Raw genomic sequence first — 20,636 nt, 5'->3', positions numbered from 1 at the left:
GCAGTTAAGGTAAACAAAGGGTTTAAATTGCCGCCACAGTCTGATGCGAGTTAGCTCCCGGCAAAGCCTTCCATCGAAGGCGCGGGCCAAGCGAAGCGGGAAGCGGCATGTTCGGAAATTGGCGGATCGGTTCTGTAAATGGCGCACTTCTGGCGGCCTATTTCATCCCGGCCTGGACCCTCGTCGCCTTCAATATCATGGTGGCGCCGGTGCACGGCCTCTATGAGCGGCCGAGCGTCGCAGTGGCTCTTTTCCTCAGCGACCATCTCCAGATGGCGGGGACGGACACGGTTCGCGCCGCCTGGCTGCTGGCGTTGGGGCGACTGACGGTGGTGGCGTTCTTTGCGATCTACCTTGCGCTGCTCTGCATCCCCCGCATCCGCAAGAACGGCGGCAGCGATGAGGCGCTCGGCATTGCGCTTGCGATCGGCAGCCTGATCTCCTTCGCCAGCATGATCATGGCTTCGAAGGTAGGCGAGACGGCTGCGCTGCGGCTGCACGCGACCGAGCTCCTGCTCCTGCTAGGTGCCGCCATCGTGGTGGTGATCGAACGGCCCGCGACGGCGGCGAAGACTGCCGAGGCCACCCCGCCGTTAGGTCTTGAGCAGGCCGAGCTCCTGCACAATCGCTGAGGCTTCCTTGACGGCGTGGTTCACCGCCGGCACGCCGCAATAGATCGCCTGCTGCAGCAGGATTTCCTTGATGTCGTCGGGCGTGAAACCGCCCTCGGCGAGCGCCGCGCGCACATGGAGGCGGAATTCGTCCCATTGCCCAAGCGCGACCATGGTGCCGATTACCAGGATCCGCCGCGTGCGCTCGTCGAAATGCGGCCGCGTCCAGATCTCGCCCCAGGCGTAGCGGGTGATCATGTCCTGGAAATCGGTGTTGAACGCATTGCGACCCGCGATCGACTTGTCGACCCAGGCATTGCCCAGCACTTTTCGGCGCACGTTCATGCCGGCATCGCGGCGCTTCTGGTCGTCCATGTCCATCCTCCGCTCGCAATGACGGCTGTGCTATCGCTGCGTCAAAAAGCCCACCACCGCATCGGTAAACGCGTGCGGCTGCTCGACATTGGAAATGTGGGCGGCGTCGATGATGGTCATGCTCGCGCCGGGAATGCTTGAGCGGATCAATTCACCCGCTGAAATCGGCGTCGCCATGTCGTGCCGGCCGGCGATCACCAGCGTCGGGCTTTTGATCTTCGGCAGCAGCGCGCGCTGGTCGAGCGTCGACAGCGCCTCGCAGCAGGCGAGATAGCCTTCGACCGGGGAGGCCAGCAGCATCGCCTTCATCCTGGCGGCGATGTCGGGCGCGCGCTCGCGGAAATCCTGGGTGAGCCAGCCGGCGATAACGGCGTCGGCGACGGCGGCGATGCCGCCCTTCTTCACGGCGTCGATGCGCTCAAGCCATTTGGTCGGCTCGGCGTAGTAGCAGGAGGTGTTGGCGAGGATGAGCTTGCCGAAGCGCTCCGGCGCATTCGCGCCCAGCCATTGCCCGACCATGCCGCCCATCGACAGGCCGCACCAGTGCACCTTCTCGATATTGAGGTCGTCGAGGATCGCGAGCACGTCACGGCCGAAGCGCTCCATCGTATAGGGGCCGGGCGGAACGTTGGACTTGCCATGGCCGCGGCGGTCATAGCGGATGACGCGGAACACCTGCGTCAGCGCCTTCATCTGCGGCTCCCACATCTGCAGCGTGCAGCCGAGCGAGTTGGAGAGCATCAGCGTCGGCCCGCCGTCGCGGCCCTCGACGGAGACGTTGATCAGGCAACCGTCGGCATCGATCATGGGCATGCGGGCGTCTCCGTCTTATTTCCGCTCAGGGCTGCTCTATTCGCGCTCGAGGCTGTCGAGCAGGCGGTCGATCAGGGCTTGGGAAGCCCCTTGATAGGCCATCGGCTCGAACAATGCCGCAATATTTTCCGGCGAAAGATGCGCGGTGACCTGCGAATCGGCTGACAGCACCTCGCGCAGATGTTTCTTCTCGGCCACTGCGCGCTTGCTCGCGGCTTCGATGACATGATGCGCATCGCTCTTGCCGATCGTCTCGGCCAGCGCGAAGGTGACCGCTTCCGCCATGATCAGGCCGTGGGTCGCATCGAGATTGCTGCGCATGCGCGCCGCGTCGACATCGAGCCCTTCGGCGATATCGACGATCGCCGCGAGCCCGCCCGAGGTGACCAGCATCAGTTGCGGCAGTGTCGGCCATTCCGCATGCCAGGGCCCGGCGCTGCGCTCGTGGTCCTGCACCTGGGCGGCAAAGATCGTCGCGGCGAGCTGCGGGGCCATGGTCGCGCAGCCCAGCGCGCTTGCGGCGGCCACCGGGTTGCGCTTGTGCGGCATGGTCGAGGAGCCGCCGCGGCCTTCGCCAGCCGGCTCGAACGCCTCGGCGACGTCGGTCTGCATCAGCAGCGAGACGTCCCGCGCGATCTTGCCGCAACTGCCGGCGAGAATGGCGAAATAGGAAGCGGCCTCCGCGATGCGGTCGCGATGGGTATGCCAGGGCGCTTCCGGCACCGGCAGCTTCAGCTCCTGCGCCAGCCGCTCGGAAACGACGAGCCCCTTGTCGCCAAGTGCTGCAAGGGTGCCGGCGGCGCCGCCGAATTGCAGCGCGAGGCCCTCGCGGGAGAGCCGCCGCAGGCGGCAGCGGGCGCGGGCAAGGCTTGCAGCATATTCGGCGGCCTTCAGCCCGAACGGCATCGGTAGGGCGTGCTGGAGCCAGGTTCGCGCCACCATTGCCGTGTTGCGGTGGGCTCGTGCCAGCGCGGCAAAACCCTTGATGGCGCGGCTGAGGTCGGCGTCCAGCGCATCGATGCCGGCGCGGAGCATGAGCATGGTCGCGGTGTCGATGACGTCCTGGCTGGTGGCGCCCCAATGCACGTAGCGCGCGGCCTCTGCGTCCGCCTTGCCGACATTGGCGGTCAGGGTCTTGACCAAGGGGATCGCGAGATTGCCGGATCGCGTCGCGGCCTCAGCCAGCGCAGCCATGTCAAAGGTATCGGCCTTGCACGCGGCTTCGATCGGACCCGCCGCGGACGCGGGAATCACTCCCGTGGCCGCTTCGGCTCGAGCCAGGGCTGCCTCGAAATCGAGCATGTTCTGCAGGGTCGACCGGTCGTCGCAGACCGCGCGCATGGCCACGCTCGACAGCATCGGCGCGAGCAGGGGGGAGAGGGATGTGCTCATATTGTGCGGGACCTAACCACCATGGCCCGCCCGTGCCAATCCCAAACAATCAGCGCAAGCTTTTTGCAGTTGCGAATATGCATTGCACGTGACCGGGGGGCACCCTTTCTTTTGCCGCCTCCCTGCGTTACTTGAGCAGCATTAGAGTTGCGCGATCCAAGTTCGATATCCCGGGAGGCACCCATGGCCATGACGATGAACGGCGAAGTCCAGCTTGCGGCGCCGCGCGAGGCCGTGTGGGCCAAGCTCAATGATGCCGAGGTGCTGAAGGCCTGCATCCCTGGCTGCGAAGAGCTGGAGAAGACCGAAGATGGCGGCTTTCGTGCGACGGCGAAAATGAAGGTCGGCCCGGTGTCGGCGCGCTTCAAGGGCAAGGTCACGCTGTCCGATCTCGACCCGCCGAACGGCTACAAGATCTCCGGTGAAGGCGAGGGCGGGGTGGCCGGCTTCGCCAAGGGTGGCGCCGTGGTCAAGCTTGCGGAGAAGGACGGCGGCACGCTTTTGTCCTACGAGGTCGAGGCGCAGATCGGTGGCAAGTTGGCGCAGCTCGGCCAGCGCCTGATCAACGGCGCCGCCAAGAAGCTAGCCGACGAATTTTTCGCGAACTTCGCCAAGGCGGTACAGGGCTGAAGGCCAATACCTCAAGCATTGCGCCTTTCGGCATATCGCGTTTTGTCATGGCGCCTTGCGTTCCGGGTGATGTTGCCCCGGGGCATAATGGCCCATATGATGGGTTGGAATAATTATAAGAACCGCTTCGACGGGACCCGTCGGGGCGCTGATAGAGAGTGCTTATGGCAAAAATCTCCCTCATCGTGAACGGCAATCCTGTCACGGCCAATGTCGATCCCCGTACCCTGCTGGTGCAGTTCCTGCGCGAGAATCTGCGGCTCACCGGCACCCATGTCGGCTGCGACACCTCGCAGTGCGGCGCCTGCGTTGTGCATCTGGACGGCAAGGCCGTGAAGTCCTGCACCACGCTTGCCGTGATGGCCGATGGCCACGAGGTCAAGACGATCGAGGGATTGGCCGCCGACGGCGCGCCGCTGCATCCGATGCAGGAGGCCTTCCGCGAGCACCACGGCCTGCAGTGCGGCTTCTGTACGCCCGGCATGATCATGACCGCGATCGACATCGTCCATCGCAAGGGCAATGAGCTCGACGACCACACCATCCGCGAGGAGCTGGAAGGCAATCTCTGCCGCTGCACCGGCTACCAGAACATCGTCACCTCGATCTCCGCCGGCGCCAAGGCGATGGCGAAATCCGATCTCGCGTAAACCGCGCGCGCACTCTGCGATCAGGACATTCAGATGTACGATTTCAAATACCATCGCCCCGGGACCGTTCGGCAGGCCGCCAACCTCCTGGTGAAGAACGAAGACGCCAAGGTGATCGCCGGCGGCCACACGCTGATTCCCGTCATGAAGCAGCGCCTCGCCAGCCCGCCGCATCTGGTCGACCTTTCCCATATCGAGGGCCTCAACACGATCGAGATGAAGGGCCGGGCGCTCGTGATCGGCGCCACCGCCAGGCATGCCGAGGTCGCAAGCTCCGCCATCGTCGGCGAGGCCATCCCGGCGCTTGCGAACCTTGCCAGCCAGATCGGCGATCCCGCCGTGCGCCACAAGGGCACGATTGGCGGCTCGCTCGCCAACAACGATCCGACCGCGGACTATCCAGCTGCGGTGCTCGCGCTCGGCGCCACCATTGTCACCAACAAGCGCCGCCTCAAGGCGGAAGAGTATTTCCAGGGCCTGTTCACGACGGCGCTCGAAGCCGACGAGATCATCACCAAGGTGATGTTTCCGCTGCCGAAGAAGGCGGCCTACATCAAGTTCCGCAACCAGGCCTCGCGCTACGCGCTGGTCGGCGTGTTCGTGGCGCGGCGTCCGTCGGACGTGCGGGTCGCGGTCACCGGCGCCGGCTCCGAAGGCGTATTCCGTGTCACCGCTTTCGAGGAAGCCCTGAAGAAGCGCTTCGCCGCGAAGGCGCTTGATGGCATCGAGGTGCCGGCGGACGGCCTCAACAGCGACATCCATGGCAGCGCCGAATACCGCGCGCACCTCATCGGCGTGCTGACGCGGCGTGCCCTCGACGCCGCCAACGCCAAGGAGTGAGTGATCCTCACGCCTCGGCCCAAACTTGTCCCCGGTGAGGGCGCAGCGAGACTGGCTTTTTCATGACTTCAGCGGCCAATACGTCCGGTGCCAATACTTCAGTTGTATTGCCGGCATCGGTCGATGCGATGCTCGAACTCCTGACGTCGCGCGGCTATCTCGCCGAGCGATCGCTGGCCACGGTGACCTATCTGTCGCTGCGCATGGGCCGGCCGCTGTTTCTGGAAGGCGAGGCCGGCGTCGGCAAGACCGAGATCGCAAAAGTGCTGTCGGCGGCGCTGGGGCGGAAGCTGATCCGCCTGCAGTGCTACGAAGGCCTCGACGTCTCCTCGGCAGTCTACGAGTGGAATAGCGCCGCGCAGATGATCGCGATCCGGATGGCAGAGGCCGCCGGAGACACCGATCGCGATCAATTGTCGTCCGACATCTTCGCCGACCGCTACATGATCAAGCGACCGCTGCTCCAGGCGCTGGAGCCCGATGTCGCCGGTCCGCCGGTGCTGCTGATCGACGAGCTCGACCGCGCCGACGAGGCGTTCGAGGCCTATCTGCTCGAAATCCTCAGCGACTTCCAGGTGACGATCCCCGAATTCGGCACCGTGAAGGCGCCGAACCCGCCGATCGTCATCATCACCTCCAACCGCACCCGCGAGATTCACGACGCGCTGAAGCGGCGCTGTCTCTATCATTGGGTCGATTATCCCAACGCCGATCGCGAGCTCGCGATCGTCAAGTCGCGCGTGCCCGGCATCTCCGCAAAACTGTCGCAGCAGGTCGTGCGCTTCGTCCAGGCGCTGCGCAATCAGGATTTCTACAAGTCGCCGGGCGTCGCCGAGACCATCGACTGGGCCACCGCTTTGTCCGAGCTCGACGCCCGATCGCTGACCCCGGAAGTGGTCGGCGACACGCTGGGTGCGCTGCTCAAATACCAGGACGACATCACGCGGATGCAGGGCGACACCTTGCAGAAGGTGCTGAAGGAAGCGACGAACGAGAATTAGTCGTCGTCGTTCCGGGGCGATGCGTAGCATCGAAGCCGGAGCCTCGAGATTCCGGGTTCGCGCTTTGCGCGCCCGGAATGACGGCAGGGACAGCAGACCATGGCCATCAACCACCTGGCGCCTGAGCAAACCGAGCAATTCGCTGACAACATCGTCGGCTTCGCCCGCGCGCTGCGTTCGGCGGGCATGCCGGTCGGGCCCGGTGCGGTCATCGATGCCATGGGCGCGCTCCAGGTGATCGACATCGGCAACCGCGCCGACGTGTTCGCCACGCTGGAGGCGATCTTCGTCACGCGCCACGAGCATGCGCTGATCTTCAAACAGGCCTTCAACCTGTTCTTCCGCGCCTCGGAAGAGTGGAAGCACATGCTGGATTCGGTCCCGTTGCCGGAGCAGGCCAAGAAGAAGCCGCAGGCCGGCTCGCGCCGTGTGCAGGAGGCGATGGCGCAGCCGCGCATGACGGAGACGCCGCAGCACCAGGAGCAGGATTTGCGCCTGTCGGTCTCAGACAAGGAAATCCTTCAGAAAAAGGATTTTGCGCAGATGAGCGCGGCTGAGATCACGGAAGCGCTCCGCGCCGTCGAGCGGATGCGGTTGCCGCAGGCCGAGCTTCTGACGCGGCGGCGCCGGCCCGATCCCCGCGGCCCGCGCCTCGACCTGCGCCGCACCCTCCGCGCCTCGTTGCGCACCGGCGGCGACATCATCGAGATCCATCGCTTCGGGCGGATCGAGAAGCCGGCGCCGATCGTCGCGCTGCTCGACATCTCGGGTTCGATGAGCGAGTACACCCGCCTGTTCCTGCATTTTCTGCATGCCGTAGGGGACGCGCGCAAACGCGTCTCGGTCTTCCTGTTCGGTACCCGGCTCACCAATGTCACCCGGGCGCTGCGCCAGCGCGACCCTGACGAGGCGCTGGCGAGCTGCTCGGCCTCGGTCGAGGACTGGGCCGGCGGCACGCGGATATCGGCCTCGCTGCACAATTTCAACAAATTGTGGGCGCGGCGCGTGCTGAGCCAGGGCGCCATCGTGCTGCTGATCTCCGACGGGCTGGAGCGGGAGGCCGATTCCAAGCTCGCCTTCGAGATGGACCGGCTGCACCGCTCCTGCCGCCGGCTGATCTGGCTCAACCCGCTGCTGCGGTTTGGCGGCTTCGAGGCCAAGGCCCAAGGCATCAAAATGATGCTGCCGCACGTTGACGAATTCCGCCCGGTACATAATTTGAGTTCGATCCAGGAGCTGATCACCACGCTCTCCCGGCCGCTGCCGCCGCATCACCGCAGCCTGATCCGCTCCGCAGCTTGAGAGGTAGCCATGCTCGATCGCGACGAGGATATTCTGAAGGCGGCGGAGGACTGGCAAAAGGCGGGTCGTGGCGTTGCGCTCGCCACCGTGGTGGAAACCTGGGGCTCGGCGCCGCGCCCGGCGGGCTCGAGCCTCGTCATCAACGACGAGGGCACATTCCTGGGGTCCGTCTCCGGCGGCTGCGTCGAGGGCGCCGTGGTCACCGAGGCCATGGACGTGATCCAGAGCGGCAAGCCCAGGATGCTGGAGTTTGGCGTTGCCGACGAGACTGCCTGGAATGTCGGGCTGTCCTGCGGCGGCACCATTCGCGTCTTCGTCGAGAAAGTCGGCTAGCCGTGAAGCTCGATATCCTGCACGAACTCAATGCCGAGCGCGCCGCGCGCCGGCCGGTGATCCTGGTGACCGACACCGAGAGCGGCGAGCAGCGCCTGGTGAAGGCCACGGATTTCGCGAAGGATCCCTTGGGCGCTGAACTCGACAAGCAGCTTCGCATGGGCAAGAGCGCCAGCGTCGAAGCCGGCGGCAAGAAGCTTTTCCTCAACGTCTATGCGCCGACCGCAAAGCTCGTCATCGTCGGCGCCGTCCATATCAGCCAGGCGCTGGCGCCGCTGGCGCGCTCGCTCGGCTACGACGTCACCGTGGTCGATCCGCGCACGGCCTTTGCGAGCCCCGAGCGCTTCCCCGACGTTCCGTTGGTCGCGGAATGGCCCGAGACGGCGCTGCCGCCGCTCAACGTCGATAGCTATACGGCTTTCGTCGCGGTGACGCATGATCCCAAGATCGACGATCCCGCGCTGCTGCACGCCTTCGAGCGCAACTGCTTCTACATCGGCGCGCTCGGGTCACGGAAGACGCACGCCAAGCGCGGCGACCGGCTGCGGGCGCAGGGCGCCAAGGACTCTGACATTGCGCGCATCCACGCGCCCATCGGGCTTGCGATCGGCGCGGTCTCGCCGTCCGAGATCGCGGTGTCGATCATGGCCGAGATCACCGCGGTGCTTCGCTTGCCGCCCAAAGAAAAAGAAGAAGCGGCATGAAATTCGGCCCGGCGAGCCCCAGGGATGCGATCGGCGGGGTGACCGTCCATACCCTGCGCCAGGGGCCGCTGGTGCTGAAGAAGGGCACGACCATCGGACCTGGGGAGGTCGAGGCGCTGGAGCGGGCCGGCATCAAGGATGTCGTGGTGGTGCGGATGGAGGAGGGCGATGTCTCCGAGGACATCGCGGCTGCCAGCATTGCGCTCGCCGTCGGCGGCGATGGCATTCATGTCGAGCGCGCCTTCACGGGCCGCGCCAATCTGTTCGCCGCGCGCCCGGGGGTGCTGGTGATCGATCGCGCCGCGGTCGACCGCATCAACAATATCGATGAGGCCATTACCTTTGCCACGCTCTCCGCCTTCAAGCCGGTGGTCGAGGGCGAGATGGTCGGCACCGTCAAGATCATCCCGTTCGGCGTCGAAGCAAGCTTGCGTGATGCCGCGGTGAAGGCTGCGGGCCGCGACGTGCTGAAGATCGCGCCTTACGTCATCAAGCGCGTCGGCGTGGTTTCGACGCTGCTGCCAGGCCTCTCCTCCAAGGTGATCGACAAGACGTTGCGCGTCACCGCCGAGCGGCTGGCGCCGGCCGGTGCCAGCATTATCGCCGAGCGGCGGGTCCCGCATGAGGAGCGGGCGCTGTCGGCTGCGATCAAGGAATTGCTGGGACTTGGCGCCGAGCTCGTGATCGTGTTCGGGGCATCCGCGATCGCGGATCGCCGCGACGTGATTCCGGCGGCCGTCACCGAAATCGGCGGCGAGATCGAACATTTCGGCATGCCGGTCGATCCGGGCAATCTGCTGCTGATCGCCCGGGCCGGCCGCGTGCCGGTGCTGGGCGCGCCTGGCTGCGCGCGTTCGCCGGTCGAGAACGGCTTCGACTGGGTGCTGATGCGGCTCCTCGCGGGCATCAAGGTGACCCGTTCCGAGCTGATGGGCATGGGCGTCGGCGGCCTGCTGATGGAGATCGTGACGCGTCCGCAGCCGCGCGCAAAACCGGAGATCGAGGGCAACAACCAGGTCGCGGCGATCGTGCTTGCGGCGGGCCGTTCGACCCGCATGGGCGGACCGAACAAACTGCTCGCCGAACTCGACGGCAAGAAGCTGGTGCGGATCGCGACGGAGCAGGCGCTTGCTTCAAAAGCATCCGAGGTGATCGTCGTCACCGGCCATCAGACCGAACTGGTCGAGCAGGCACTGCAGGGTCTGAATGTGCGGTTCGTCAAAAATCCGGATTTTGCCGGCGGCATCGCAAGCTCGGTCAAGGCCGGCATCGCCGCCGTCCCCGAGACGTCCGATGGCGCTGTGGTCTGCCTCGGCGACATGCCGCTGATCGACGCCGGCCTGATCGACCGGCTCATCGACGGCTTTGCGCCGGACCGCGGCAATCTGATTGTCGTACCCGTCAGCGAGGGCCGCCGCGGCAACCCCGTGCTGTGGTCGCGCCGCTTCTTCAGGGAATTGATGACCCTCGACGGCGATGTCGGCGCGCGTCATCTGATCGCCAAGCACACCGAGGCGGTTGCCGAAGTGCCGGTCGACGGCGAGAGCGCCTTCCTTGACATCGACACGCCGCAGGCGCTGGAAGCGGCAAGACGGGGATGACGATTTCGTGGGGGTAGCCCTTGCGGCAGCGCGAAGCGCAATCCGCACGGCGTAACCCACCACTTTGGTGGCCGCAAAGCTCGCCTCCTTCTTGGTATTCGAAAGCTTCTCGACGCCTCCGGCTTTCAGCTCGACGCCGCTCTTCGTCAGTTGGGCCTTGTTGCCGCTGCTGAATGTGAATGTGTCGGCGCCCGCGCTGATGCCGTTCCATGCGACCGCTTCGCCGAGGGACAAATACCAAAGGCCCTGAAAGCCTGTTGTGGCGTTGAGCTGTCCGGTCCAGACCGTAGTCGAACCGCAACCGAGGAAGTTTACCGAGAAGCTGATCGCGGTGCCCGAGTTGCCGTAGGCGAGCCAGCCCGTCACCCCCTGCGGCTTGCCCCCGTCGCAGCTGTTTGCCGCGTTGTTGGTGTAGGTCCCCGTGATCGCGCCCGTGGTCTGGTTGAAGCCGGTGATGGCCAGGATTGAGCCGTACTGGTTGGTCCAGGTCCAGTTCACCGTCTGCGCCTGCGCGGGCGAAAGCCCGATGAGACAGGCCGACGCGAGCATTCCCAACAGCATTGCATTGGTGTGGCGCATGGTCGTTTCCTCCGGCTCTCTGCTTGAAGCCTCACGACCTTAAATAACGCGATTGAAAAACACAACTATAAAGTGTATATTCCTCCCGCTATTCGAACGCCGCTTTTCAACCACGCGTTCACCAAGTGGAAACGACCGGCGCTTAGAGTCGCCTTCACCTGCCTTGGGGGAGGGGTTTTTCCATGGCCTCGAATGTCGTCGCGCGCCGTTGCGCGATGTTTTTCTTTGCGCTGTCCGTCTGCGTCGCCGGCGCTCGCCACATCACGGATGCGCACGCCGCCGGTGCGTTTGCGGTCGGCAAATGCGGCGCCTATGGCCAGGCCTTCGACTATGGGGCCGAGCACGAAGCGCGCACGGCGGCGCAGAAGCAGTGCAAGGGCGATTGCACGACCGTCACGATGAAGCGCGCCTGCGCCGCGATGTCGGTCGATCTGTCCAATCCGTGCGGCGCCTATGGCTATGCCGTCAAGCCGAAGATCTCGGCATCGCTCAATGCCGCGACGCGCGAATGCTACAAATACGGCGGCAAGGAATGCGTGATCCGCGCCTGGGCCTGCGACGCCAAGGGTTGATTTCTCTTGCCGTCATTCCGATGGTGCGTAGCATCGAGTCCGGAATGACAGTCGGGGAGTTGCATGCAGTTCGATACCAAGATCGCCGTCGTGATCCGCACCGACCTTCAGGCCTGGCAGAAGCTCAACGTTGCGGCCTTCCTCACCAGCGGCATCGCGGCTGCGTTTCCGGACTGCATCGGCGAGCCCTATGAGGACGCATCGGGCACGAAATATCATGCGCTGATAGGCCAGCCGATTTTGATCTACGGCGGCGACGGTCCGGCGCTGTCGCGCGCACTCGATCGCGCATTATCGCGCAATGTGGCTGCGGCGGTCTACACCGAGGACATGTTCAAGACCACGCACGATGCCGCCAATCGCGAAGCGGTGAGGGCGGTGGCCCGCGCCAATCTCAACCTCGTCGGTCTCGCCATACGCGCCGAGCGCAAGGTGATCGACAAGATCGTCGATGGCTTGAAATTCCATAGCTGACGCGCGCGCTTCCACTTGCGAGGCCTTACCCCGGCGGCATGCCCGCAAACTTCGGCAGGTCCGGATCGAGACGATCCCAGTCATGTCCGCGCGCGGCGTAGGTCACCACCTGCGGCTTGTAACGCGCCGGCTCGTCGAGGCTCGCGGCGCGGACGGTGAAGACCTCGGGCGTGGCGGCAAATGTCATGTAGACGGGAGCCCCGCAATTTGCGCAGAAGGCACGCGTCTTCACGTTGCCGCTGTCGGCGGTCATGTCCCAGTGCCTGGCCTGGCCCGTCACCGTCACACCAGCGCGGGGAAACGTCAGGTGCGAGCCGTGACCCGTCCCGCTCTCCTTCTGGCAATCCCGGCATTGGCAATCATTGCTGAACACCGGCTCGCCAACGATCTCGTAGCGGATCGCGCCGCAGGCGCAGCCGCCGGTATAGGGCTTGTTCATCGCGATGCCTCCTTACTGGTCTTCGCCGCTCACGGCATCGAGCCGCTGCACCACCTTGACCCAGCCGTCGCTCATGTTGCGATAGGCGGTGTCATTCTTCGGCATCACGAAGCCCGAATGCACCACACGCACGCGCGTCCCTGCATCGACCGGCGTGAGGGACCAGGTGACGACGGTGTCGAGCGCCGAGCCGTAGCCGGTATTGTCCTCGTCGCCGCCCTTCCAGGCGTAGGCGAACCGCCGGTTCGGCACGACCTCCAGAACGCGGCAATGGATCGTGCCGTCCCACGCGCCCGCCGGGTTGGTCTTGAACGTGAAAGCGTTGCCCTCGACGGCCTCGAAACCGGTCGGCGGCATCAGCCAGCGCGCAATGAGCTGGGCGCTGGTCAGCGCCTTCCAGATCGTCGCCGTCGCATGAGGGAAGACCTCGTCGATAACGATGTCCTGGGTTTGGACGTTGGAAGCAACAGCACTCATGGATCGATCTCCTTCAAGAGGTCACGCAGGTTCTGGAAGCGCTCGCGCCAGAACACGCCGTAATGGTCCATCCAGGAGACCAGCGGTTCGAGGCCTTGCGGCGCGGCGCGGTAATAGACGTTGCGGCCCTCGGCACGTTCGGCGACGAGGCCGGCCTGCTTGAGGGACTTCAGATGTTGCGAGATCGCGCCTTGCGTCACGCCACTTCCGCGCGTGAGCTCGGCAACGCTGATCTCCTTGCTCTCGAACACGCGCTCGAACACCGCACGTCGGGTCGGGTCGGCGAGGGCGCGCATCACGATGGTGATGGGGTTTTGGGAGGCTTCGATCATCTCGATAAATTAGCAAGGACTAATTCATTAGTCAATACTAATTCATCGACATTGCTTAGCTTCGAACTGGTGATTGACAATGACTGACTAGTCAGTCATAAAATTCAAATGACAAAAGAACCGACCACGTCCGTTGCAGTATCTCCAGCCGGGGAGGCCGTGCCCCTCTCGAGCCGCGCCACGCGCGCGGCGGAACGGCGTGCGGCGATCGTGGATGCCGCGATGGAGGAATTCATTGCGCGCGGCTTTGCCGCGACGCGGCTCGACGACATCGCGAAGCGCGCCGGCGTGGCGAAGGGCACGATCTACCTGCACTTCAAGGATAAGGAATCGATGTTCGAGGAGCTGGTGCGCACCGTGATCGTACCCGTGGTGGCGAAGCTGACTGCGCTGCCGCCGCCGACGGGCTCGGTGCGCGACCTCGTCGAGGCCTTTGCCAGCAATTTCCTGAAAGAGGTCATCGGCACGCGCCGCGGCGATCTCGTGCGCCTGATCGTCGCCGAGGGGCCGCGGTTTCCCTCCGTCGCAGACTTCTACTACCGCGAGGTGGTCTCGCGCGGGATCGCCGGCATGCGGGCGCTGATCGAGCTCGGCATTGCCCGCGGCGAGATCCGCGAGACGGATCTCGCGCGCTACCCGCAGATACTGGTCGCGCCGGCGATGATCGCGGTGATCTGGCAGAGCCTGTTTGCGCGGCATGCGCCGCTCGACGCGCAGGACATGTTGCGTGTCCATCTCGATTTGATTTTTGGCGAACGGAGGACGACATGAGGTCGTCGCAAACGATTTTCAGATGGGCATTGGCCGCCGCGCTCGCAATCGGGCTTGCCGCCTGCAACGAGAAGCGTGATCCCGGCTTTCAGGGCTGGGTCGAGGCCGACATGATCTTCGTCAGTCCCGATGAGGCCGGACGGGTGACGAAACTCAACGTTCGCGAAGGCGACGAGGTCAAGGTCGGCGATCACCTCTATTCCGTCGACGACGATCTCCAGCTGGCCGACCTCAACCAGAACAAGGCGACGCTGGCGAATGCGCAGCAGACCTACGACCGTGCGGCCTCGCTGAGCAAGACCGGTTCCGGCACCCAGGCCAATCTCGATTCCGCAGTGTCGTCCTTGCGCGTCGCCGAGGCACGGGTGGCGACGTCAGAGACGCGGCTGGCGCGGCGCAAAGGTTTTGCGCCAGTCGCCGGCACCATCCAGCAGATCTATTTTCGCGAGGGTGAGATGGTGGCGGCGCAGCGGCCCGTGCTCTCGATCATGCCGCCCGGCAACATGAAGCTGCGCTTCTTCGTCCCGGAGACCGAGCTGCCGAAGCTTGCGATCGGCGATACGGTGCGGGTTGCGTGCGACAATTGCGCCGCCGATCTCACCGCAAGGATCTATTTCATCGCGACTTCGGCCGAATACACGCCGCCTGTCATTTACAGCCTCGAGGAGCGCAACAAGCTCGTCTATCTGATCCAAGCGCGGCCATCGCGCCCCGATGCCCTGCGCGTCGGGCAGCCGATCGACGTCCATCCCAATCCAAAAACGCCTGTGGCGGACAAGCGATGAGCGGCGGCAACGGCATCGCCATCGACGTCAAGGGCCTGACCAAGTCGTTCGGCGGCCGCGAGGTCGTGCACGATTTGTCGATGCAGGTGATGCGCGGCTCGATCTACGGCTTCCTCGGCCCGAACGGCTCGGGCAAGACGACGACCATCCGCATCCTCTGCGGCCTGCTCACGCCCGATAGCGGCGAGGGCACCTGCCTCGGCTACGACATCAGGCGCGATGCGGAAAAGATCAAGCGCCAGGTCGGCTACATGACCCAGCGCTTCAGCCTCTATCAGGATCTCTCTGTCCGCGAAAACCTCGAATTCGTCGCGCGGCTGTACGGCCTGCGCGATGCACGCGGCGCCGCGCGCGACATGATCAAGCGGCTGGGGCTCTCAGGCCGCGAGGAGCAGCTCGCGGGCGAGCTCTCCGGCGGCTGGAAGCAGCGGCTGGCGCTGGGTGCCTGCACGCTGCCCAGTCCGAAACTGCTGCTGCTGGACGAGCCGACCGCTGGCGTCGACCCGAAGGCGCGGCGCGATTTCTGGAACGAGATTCATGCACTCGCGGCCGACGGTCTCACCGTGCTGGTCTCGACCCACTACATGGACGAGGCCGAGCGCTGTCACGAGATCGCTTATATCGCCTATGGCCATCTGCTCGTGCACGGGACCGTGGAGGAGGTGATCGCGAAATCCGCGCTGACGACCTACACAGTAACCGGCGAGGACCTGAACGAGCTCACGGCTGCGCTCACCGGCAAGTCCGGAATCGACATGGTGGCGCCGTTCGGCACGTCGCTGCACGTCTCCGGCCGCGACGTCGCCGCCCTCGAAGCCAGCATCGCGCCATGGCGCGAGAAAAGCGGGCTGCGCTGGCACAAATCATCGCCGTCACTGGAAGACGTCTTCATCGAATTGATGAGCCGTTCCAAGGACAATTTCCAATGAGCGTCGTCGATCATTCCGCTCCATCACCCGAGATACGGGAGCGCTTCGGCGTCTGGAGGCGCTCCTATGCGATGTTGATCAAGGAGTTCATCCAGCTCAGGCGCGACCGCGTGTCGTTTGCGATGATCGTGATGCTGCCGGTGATGCAGCTCCTCTTGTTCGGCTATGCCATCAACACCACGCCCCACAATCTGCCGAGCGCGGTGCTGCTCCAGGAAGACTCCGATCTCGCCCGCTCGATCCTGAAGGCGCTGGAGAACACCGCCTATTTCCGTTTTATCTACGAAGTGCACGATGTCGAGGATTTCGACAATCTCCTGAAATCCGGCAAGGTTCTGTTTGGCGTCGAGATCCCGCGCGGCTTCGAACGGGCGGTGCGGCGCGGCGACAGACCTGCGCTGCTGGTCGCGGCCGACGCGACTGATCCGGTCGCAGCGAGCGCGGCGATCGGCTCGCTCGGCATGGTCGTGCAGACCGCGCTCAAACACGATCTCTATATCGGCAATCCCCCGGAGATGCCGTTCGAGATCCGGGCGCATGCCCGCTACAATCCGGCCGCCGTTTCAAGCCTCAACATCGTGCCGGGCCTCGTCGGCACCATCCTCACCATGACCATGCTGATCTTCACCGCGCTCTCGGTCACGCGCGAGGTCGAGCGCGGCACGATGGAGAGCCTGCTGTCGATGCCGATCAAGCCGGTCGAGGTGATGTTCGGCAAGATCATCCCTTACGTGCTGGTCGGGTTCGTGCAGGCGTTCCTCATCATCGGCATCGGGGTCGGCCTGTTCGGCGTGCCCGTGCTCGGCAATCTGTTCCTGCTGGCGCTGCTCTCAACGCTGTTCATCACCACCAATCTGGCGATCGGCTACACGATCTCGACGCTGGTGCAGAACCAGCTCCAGGCGATGCAGATGTCGATGATGTTCTTCCTGCCGAGCATCTTGCTGTCCGGCTTCATGTTCCCGTTTGCCGGCATGCCGGCCTGGGCGCAATATGTCGGTGAGTGCCTGCCGCTGACGCACTATTTGCGCATCGTTCGCGCCATCATGCTGAAGGGCGCGAGCATGCAGAATTTGCGCTTCGACGCGCTGGCGCTGGCGGTCCTGATGCTGCTCGCCATGACCATCGCCGTGACGCGCTTCCGCCGCACCCTGGATTAAGGCACAATGCCCCCCGGATTCGAGGGGTGGAATGGCCAGGTTTGCGAGCAGGAAGACGCGGCAGCATGCCGCGCTGTCGGAGGATTTCGAGCGCGAGCTGACGCGGGAGGTGCTGCGCACCGAGCTCTTGCGGGTGAGGACGCTGATCCTGACGGGCTGCGTCATGACCGTGCTCCTCACCGCCATCTACCTGATCGATCCGGCCGTCGTGAACCGGGTCTGGCGGGGGACGGAGGGGTTGGTCGAGGTCTACGGCCTCTTGGTCGGCTTCATCCTGTTCGAGGTCTGGGTCCACATCCAGATCAGAAAGAACCTCCGGCTCGATCGGGACCTGCCGGTTATCAGGCGCTATATCGGTGCGCTGATCGAGACGTCGCTGCCGACGGTGATCCTGATCCTGCAGATCCGGAGCATGGGCGCGAGCCAGGCGCTCGGCTTTGCGGTGCCGCTGATGTACTTCATCTTCATCATTCTCTCGACACTGCGGCTCGATTTCCGGCTTTCGACCTTCACCGGCTTTGTCGCCGCAGCCGAGCTGCTCGCCGTGGCGCTCATCTACGATCCAGCCAGCAGCGTCGGCGAGCCTCAGGCCTACTTTCATGCGGTGCGCAGCACCATCATTCTGATCTGCGGCGTGCTCGCGGGCGCGGTCGGTGCGCAACTCCGGCGCCAGTTTGCTGCGAGCATTGCCGCGGCCACCGCGCGCGACCGGGTGACGAACCTGTTCGGCCAGCATGTTTCCCCTCAGGTGGTGGAGCGGCTGATGGCGGCGGGAGCCAGCGCGGGCGGCGACCTTCGCCGTATCGCCGTGATGTTCGTCGATTTCCGCGGCTTCACCGCCGGCGCGCAGACGCGCACCCCGCAGGAGGTGGTCGACCGGCTCGACGGCGCCTTCGCCGTGCTCGTCGACGTCCTCGATCGTCAGGGCGGCATCGTCAACAAGTTCTTGGGCGATGGTTTCCTCGCGCTGTTCGGCGCGCCGCTGGAGGCGTCCGACGCCGCGCATCGCGCGGTTGCCGCTGGCCGCGAGATGCTGACCGCGATGGACCGCATCAACGCCCAGACGAGCTGGCCGCTTAGAATTGGAATCGGCATCCATTTCGGCGAGGTCGTCGCCGGCAATATCGGCTCGCCCCGGCGCAAGGAATACACCGTCATCGGTGACACCGTGAACTTCGCCTCACGGTTGGAGGCGCTGAACAAGGAGTTCGGCTCGCAGCTTCTGATCTCCGCCGCCGTTCGCGAAGCGCTTGGTGAGGACTGCGACGATGCCGTTGCGCTCGGCGAGGTCGAGGTGCGCGGCTATGAGCAGAAGGTGCCGGTGTTTCAATTGGGGTAACGCGCGGTGAAGGCGTGGGATGAATTATCTCTGCTAGCTTTCGGGCTTTGCATTCTGGGCGCCGCTTCTCGCTTCCAACACCTCACCGCGATTGCTCCGATTGTACCGAATATTGGGGCATGACGAGCGATGCCGCCGGCTTGTAGACTGCCGGCGATGCGGCCGGATGCGGCCGCGACTTGCATGAGGAAGTGAAGATGCAGCGCCGCTACATCACCGTCGACGTGTTCACCGACCGCGCCTTCGGCGGCAACCAGCTCGCCGTGGTGCTCGATGCCGGCGGGCTGTCGACCAGGCAAATGCAGTCGATCGCGACCGAGTTCAACTATTCCGAGACGACTTTCGTGCTGCCGCCGCGCGACAACGCGAATGATGCCGAGGTGCGCATCTTTACGCCGCTGCTGGAGATTGCCTTTGCCGGTCATCCCAATGTCGGCACGGCCTTCGTGCTGGCCTCTATGGCGAAGGAGCCGAAACCGCGCCTGCTGTTCGAGGAGAAGGCCGGGCTCGTGCCGGTCGAGATCGTGCGAGAGCAGGGGCGGGTGGTCAGATCCGAGCTGACTGCGCCGCAGCCGCTGGCGCGGCATGCGCCGCTGTCTCCTGCCGAAGCCGCGAGCTGCATCTCGCTCAGCGCGGATGACGTCAAGACCGACAACCACGCGCCGCATGTCGTCACCGTCGGAAACGCGTTCCTGGTGATGGAGCTGCATTCGCGCGAGGCATTGAAGCGGGCCCGGCCCGACGCTGTTGCCTACGGCAAGGTCTTGCCGCGCGACGGCGCCCGCTCGGTGTGGTTCTATACCCGCGACGTGACTGCGGCCGAGGCGCCGTGCGAGCGGCAGGCGCGCATGTTCATGCGCGGCGCCAGCGGCCTCACCGAGGATCCTGCCACCGGCAGCGCGACCGTTGCAGCCGCCGCGCTGTTCGCCGATCTCGATCCTGTCAGGGACGGCGAGTTGAAGCTCACGGTCGGCCAGGGCTTCGACATGGGCCGACCCAGCATCCTCCAGACGCGCGTGCGCAAACAGGACGGCAAGATCGTCTCGGCGCATGTCGGCGGGAGCTGCGTGCAGATGATGGAAGGGACGTTCAGGCTCGCGGGGGAGGAATGACGAGCCAGCTACACCTGCCGCCCCGCCAAATTCCTCACCGCCACGCCATCCCGCTCCTCGATGATCTCCGCGATCATCCGGCGGTGACAATGGGTGTGGTCGCGCTCGTAGCAGAGCAGGCAGACGGGGCCGGCTTTCCTCACCAGAGCCGACAGTTCGTCCATCTCTTCCCTGGCCTGCGGCGTCTTCAGGTGCTTTGCGTAGATCTTCTCCAGCACATCGTATTGCCCGCTGCGGGCAGCGAGGCGGCCTTCCTTGGGCGTGCCGAGCGCGGCGAGGTGGAGATAGGCGATGCCGCGTTCATCGAGTCCTGCGGACAACTGCTTCTTGGAAAAGCCGGGCCGGCGCGATGACGTCACCGCGCGCACGTCGACGACGAGCTTGACGCCGGATTGCTCCAATTCGTCGAGCACGGCCTTGGGCGGGGTCTGCTCATAGCCGATGGTGAAGAGCTTTTTCGCCTTTGCCATGAGACACCTCAGCGAGACAACCTTCAGCAGGGCACCTTCAGCTCACCCGTGCGATCAGTTCCATGGCGCCTGCCGGTGCGCGCACCTTGCCCTCGTGGATGACATAGGCGAACACGTCGCGCGGCTCCTTCTTCGGCTTGGCCTTGTCAACCTTTGGCAGGTCGTCGGGTTCGCCGCCCGAAGCCCAGTCCTGAAAACGCTTGGCCCAGGCATCGAGTTGCTTCGGCGGATAGCACGTCTTGATCTCGTCGTTGCCCTTCTGAAGCCGGGCGTAGACGAAATCTCCGGCGACGTCGGCGATCGCCGGATATTTGCCGTGCTCGGCGAACACGACCGGCGTTTCGAACTCGCGGATCAACGCGACGAAGTCGGGCGTGCAGAAACTATCGTGTCGAACCTCGACGACATGGCGCAGCGCGCGTCCCTCGAGCTTGCGCGGCAGCAGCTCGAGGAACTTGCCGAAATCAGCGCCGTCGAATTTCTTGGTCGGCGCGAACTGCCACAGCACCGGTCCGAGATGGTCGCCGAGTTCCAGCACGCCGGAATCATAGAACCGCTTGATGGAATCCCCGGCCTCGCCCAGCACGCGCCGGTTGGTGGCGAAGCGGGGCCCCTTCACCGAGAACACGAAACCATCAGGCACCTCGCTCGCCCATTTGCGAAAGTTCTCCGGTTTCTGCGAGCCGTAATAGGTGCCGTTGATCTCGATCGACGTCAGCTTCGATGCCGCGTAGGACAGCTCCTTGGCTTGTGTGAGCTTCTCCGGATAAAACACGCCGCGCCAGGGCTCGAAGGTCCAGCCACCGATGCCGATGAAGATGTTGCCGGATTTTTTAGACGCGGTTTTTGCTTTGGCCACGGGAGGATCTCGGATGACGGGAGGAGGGCCTCCATCCTAATCAAACCAGTTGTGATTGGCCAGTTGCGACGTCCCGTCTAAGCTCG

General features: G+C 64.6%; 25 protein-coding genes and 1 pseudogene. 17 read left to right on the top strand and 9 right to left on the bottom strand.

The genetic code is table 11. The features are described 5' to 3' along the window. Window positions 1-107: 107 nt before the first annotated feature. Window positions 108-632, top strand: a complete 525-nt coding sequence (locus IVA88_RS13560; protein ID WP_247497739.1) for a hypothetical protein — start codon at window positions 108-110, stop codon at window positions 630-632. Here IVA88_RS13560 and IVA88_RS13555 read toward each other — a convergent pair. Genes IVA88_RS13555 through IVA88_RS13545 form a run of 3 tightly spaced genes read right to left on the bottom strand, consistent with a single transcriptional unit; the run spans window position 594 to window position 3,191 of the window. Then, on the bottom strand, window positions 594-986 hold the full coding sequence (locus IVA88_RS13555) for a carboxymuconolactone decarboxylase family protein (RefSeq protein WP_247497738.1): 393 nt from the start codon (window positions 984-986) through the stop codon (window positions 594-596). The two genes, IVA88_RS13560 and IVA88_RS13555, sit on opposite strands and share 39 nt — an antisense overlap. Window positions 987-1,016: 30 nt before the next feature. Next, entirely contained in the window at window positions 1,017-1,799 is a 783-nt protein-coding gene (pcaD, locus tag IVA88_RS13550; RefSeq protein ID WP_247497737.1) for a 3-oxoadipate enol-lactonase, read from the bottom strand. Between the two features lie 36 nt (window positions 1,800-1,835). After that, entirely contained in the window at window positions 1,836-3,191 is a 1,356-nt protein-coding gene (locus tag IVA88_RS13545) for a 3-carboxy-cis,cis-muconate cycloisomerase (protein WP_247497736.1), read from the bottom strand. Between the two features lie 183 nt (window positions 3,192-3,374). On the opposite strand from IVA88_RS13545, the gene IVA88_RS13540 reads away from it, so the two are divergent. The 8 genes from IVA88_RS13540 to IVA88_RS13505 all read left to right on the top strand — a co-directional run bounded on the left by IVA88_RS13540 (window position 3,375) and on the right by IVA88_RS13505 (window position 10,252). After that, a complete protein-coding gene (locus IVA88_RS13540; protein WP_007602417.1) occupies window positions 3,375-3,821 on the top strand; it encodes a carbon monoxide dehydrogenase subunit G in 447 nt (148 codons plus the stop codon). Window positions 3,822-3,985: 164 nt separating this feature from the next. Continuing rightward, window positions 3,986-4,471, top strand: a complete 486-nt coding sequence (locus IVA88_RS13535; protein WP_007602418.1) for a (2Fe-2S)-binding protein — start codon at window positions 3,986-3,988, stop codon at window positions 4,469-4,471. Window positions 4,472-4,504: 33 nt separating this feature from the next. Continuing rightward, the gene (locus IVA88_RS13530) at window positions 4,505-5,311 is read left to right on the top strand and encodes a xanthine dehydrogenase family protein subunit M (protein ID WP_106944512.1); all 807 of its coding nucleotides are present in this window, start codon (window positions 4,505-4,507) and stop codon (window positions 5,309-5,311) included. Window positions 5,312-5,373: 62 nt separating this feature from the next. Then, window positions 5,374-6,312 carry a MoxR family ATPase gene (locus IVA88_RS13525; RefSeq protein WP_247497735.1) on the top strand — a complete coding sequence of 313 codons (939 nt, stop codon included), beginning with the start codon at window positions 5,374-5,376 and terminating at the stop codon, window positions 6,310-6,312. A gap of 99 nt (window positions 6,313-6,411) precedes the next feature. Further along, window positions 6,412-7,614 carry a VWA domain-containing protein gene (locus tag IVA88_RS13520; protein WP_247497734.1) on the top strand — a complete coding sequence of 401 codons (1,203 nt, stop codon included), beginning with the start codon at window positions 6,412-6,414 and terminating at the stop codon, window positions 7,612-7,614. Window positions 7,615-7,623: 9 nt separating this feature from the next. Further along, window positions 7,624-7,947 (top strand): XdhC family protein, encoded by a 324-nt coding sequence (locus IVA88_RS13515; protein WP_007602422.1) that lies wholly within the window; start codon window positions 7,624-7,626, stop codon window positions 7,945-7,947. Window positions 7,948-7,949: 2 nt separating this feature from the next. Further along, a complete protein-coding gene (locus IVA88_RS13510; protein WP_247497733.1) occupies window positions 7,950-8,651 on the top strand; it encodes an XdhC family protein in 702 nt (233 codons plus the stop codon). Beyond that, window positions 8,648-10,252 (top strand): molybdopterin-binding/glycosyltransferase family 2 protein, encoded by a 1,605-nt coding sequence (locus IVA88_RS13505; RefSeq protein ID WP_247497732.1) that lies wholly within the window; start codon window positions 8,648-8,650, stop codon window positions 10,250-10,252. The genes IVA88_RS13510 and IVA88_RS13505 overlap by 4 nt, the downstream gene beginning before the upstream one ends. A 186-nt stretch (window positions 10,253-10,438) precedes the next feature. Here IVA88_RS13505 and IVA88_RS13500 read toward each other — a convergent pair. After that, a pseudogene (locus tag IVA88_RS13500) lies at window positions 10,439-10,801 on the bottom strand (avidin/streptavidin family protein); the annotation flags it as partial. A 212-nt stretch (window positions 10,802-11,013) separates the two neighbouring features. Between IVA88_RS13500 and IVA88_RS13495 the strand changes: the two are divergent. Together IVA88_RS13495 and IVA88_RS13490 are read left to right on the top strand one after the other, a co-directional pair. After that, entirely contained in the window at window positions 11,014-11,403 is a 390-nt protein-coding gene (locus IVA88_RS13495; RefSeq protein ID WP_247497731.1) for a DUF4189 domain-containing protein, read from the top strand. A 63-nt stretch (window positions 11,404-11,466) separates the two neighbouring features. Then, window positions 11,467-11,877: a DUF2000 family protein gene (locus IVA88_RS13490; RefSeq protein ID WP_247497730.1), complete on the top strand. Its 411-nt coding sequence runs from the start codon at window positions 11,467-11,469 to the stop codon at window positions 11,875-11,877. Between the two features lie 25 nt (window positions 11,878-11,902). On the opposite strand, the gene IVA88_RS13485 is transcribed toward IVA88_RS13490, so the two are convergent. Genes IVA88_RS13485 through IVA88_RS13475 form a run of 3 tightly spaced genes read right to left on the bottom strand, consistent with a single transcriptional unit; the run spans window position 11,903 to window position 13,125 of the window. Next, on the bottom strand, window positions 11,903-12,316 hold the full coding sequence (locus tag IVA88_RS13485; RefSeq protein ID WP_247497729.1) for a GFA family protein: 414 nt from the start codon (window positions 12,314-12,316) through the stop codon (window positions 11,903-11,905). A 12-nt stretch (window positions 12,317-12,328) separates the two neighbouring features. Next, entirely contained in the window at window positions 12,329-12,793 is a 465-nt protein-coding gene (locus IVA88_RS13480) for an SRPBCC domain-containing protein (protein ID WP_247497728.1), read from the bottom strand. Then, window positions 12,790-13,125, bottom strand: coding sequence for a metalloregulator ArsR/SmtB family transcription factor (locus IVA88_RS13475; protein ID WP_247497727.1), 336 nt, complete (start codon window positions 13,123-13,125; stop codon window positions 12,790-12,792). Before IVA88_RS13475 ends, IVA88_RS13480 begins: the two co-directional genes overlap by 4 nt. A 108-nt stretch (window positions 13,126-13,233) precedes the next feature. Here IVA88_RS13475 and IVA88_RS13470 point away from each other — a divergent pair, with 108 nt between their 5' ends. The 6 genes from IVA88_RS13470 to IVA88_RS13445 all read left to right on the top strand — a co-directional run bounded on the left by IVA88_RS13470 (window position 13,234) and on the right by IVA88_RS13445 (window position 19,221). Then, on the top strand, window positions 13,234-13,896 hold the full coding sequence (locus tag IVA88_RS13470) for a TetR/AcrR family transcriptional regulator (protein ID WP_247497726.1): 663 nt from the start codon (window positions 13,234-13,236) through the stop codon (window positions 13,894-13,896). Beyond that, window positions 13,893-14,681, top strand: coding sequence for an efflux RND transporter periplasmic adaptor subunit (locus tag IVA88_RS13465; RefSeq protein WP_247497725.1), 789 nt, complete (start codon window positions 13,893-13,895; stop codon window positions 14,679-14,681). Before IVA88_RS13470 ends, IVA88_RS13465 begins: the two co-directional genes overlap by 4 nt. Then, window positions 14,678-15,610, top strand: coding sequence for an ABC transporter ATP-binding protein (locus tag IVA88_RS13460; protein WP_247497724.1), 933 nt, complete (start codon window positions 14,678-14,680; stop codon window positions 15,608-15,610). Before IVA88_RS13465 ends, IVA88_RS13460 begins: the two co-directional genes overlap by 4 nt. Further along, window positions 15,607-16,770, top strand: a complete 1,164-nt coding sequence (locus tag IVA88_RS13455; protein ID WP_247497723.1) for an ABC transporter permease — start codon at window positions 15,607-15,609, stop codon at window positions 16,768-16,770. Before IVA88_RS13460 ends, IVA88_RS13455 begins: the two co-directional genes overlap by 4 nt. Before the next feature lie 31 nt (window positions 16,771-16,801). Further along, a complete protein-coding gene (locus tag IVA88_RS13450) occupies window positions 16,802-18,109 on the top strand; it encodes an adenylate/guanylate cyclase domain-containing protein (RefSeq protein WP_247497722.1) in 1,308 nt (435 codons plus the stop codon). Between the two features lie 197 nt (window positions 18,110-18,306). Further along, window positions 18,307-19,221 (top strand): PhzF family phenazine biosynthesis protein, encoded by a 915-nt coding sequence (locus tag IVA88_RS13445; protein ID WP_247497721.1) that lies wholly within the window; start codon window positions 18,307-18,309, stop codon window positions 19,219-19,221. A gap of 8 nt (window positions 19,222-19,229) precedes the next feature. Here IVA88_RS13445 and IVA88_RS13440 read toward each other — a convergent pair whose 3' ends face one another. After that, window positions 19,230-19,691: a DUF488 domain-containing protein gene (locus IVA88_RS13440; protein ID WP_247497720.1), complete on the bottom strand. Its 462-nt coding sequence runs from the start codon at window positions 19,689-19,691 to the stop codon at window positions 19,230-19,232. Window positions 19,692-19,728: 37 nt separating this feature from the next. Then, complete coding sequence (locus IVA88_RS13435; protein WP_247497719.1) at window positions 19,729-20,550, bottom strand: DUF72 domain-containing protein; 822 nt, start codon at window positions 20,548-20,550, stop codon at window positions 19,729-19,731. Between the last annotated feature and the right edge of the window lie 86 nt (window positions 20,551-20,636).

It is taken from the genome of Bradyrhizobium sp. 149, from assembly GCF_023073915.1.
Classification (GTDB): Bacteria; Pseudomonadota; Alphaproteobacteria; order Rhizobiales; family Xanthobacteraceae; genus Bradyrhizobium.
Note: the sequence above shows the minus strand (reverse complement) of the source record. Positions and strands in the feature narration are given on the sequence as shown.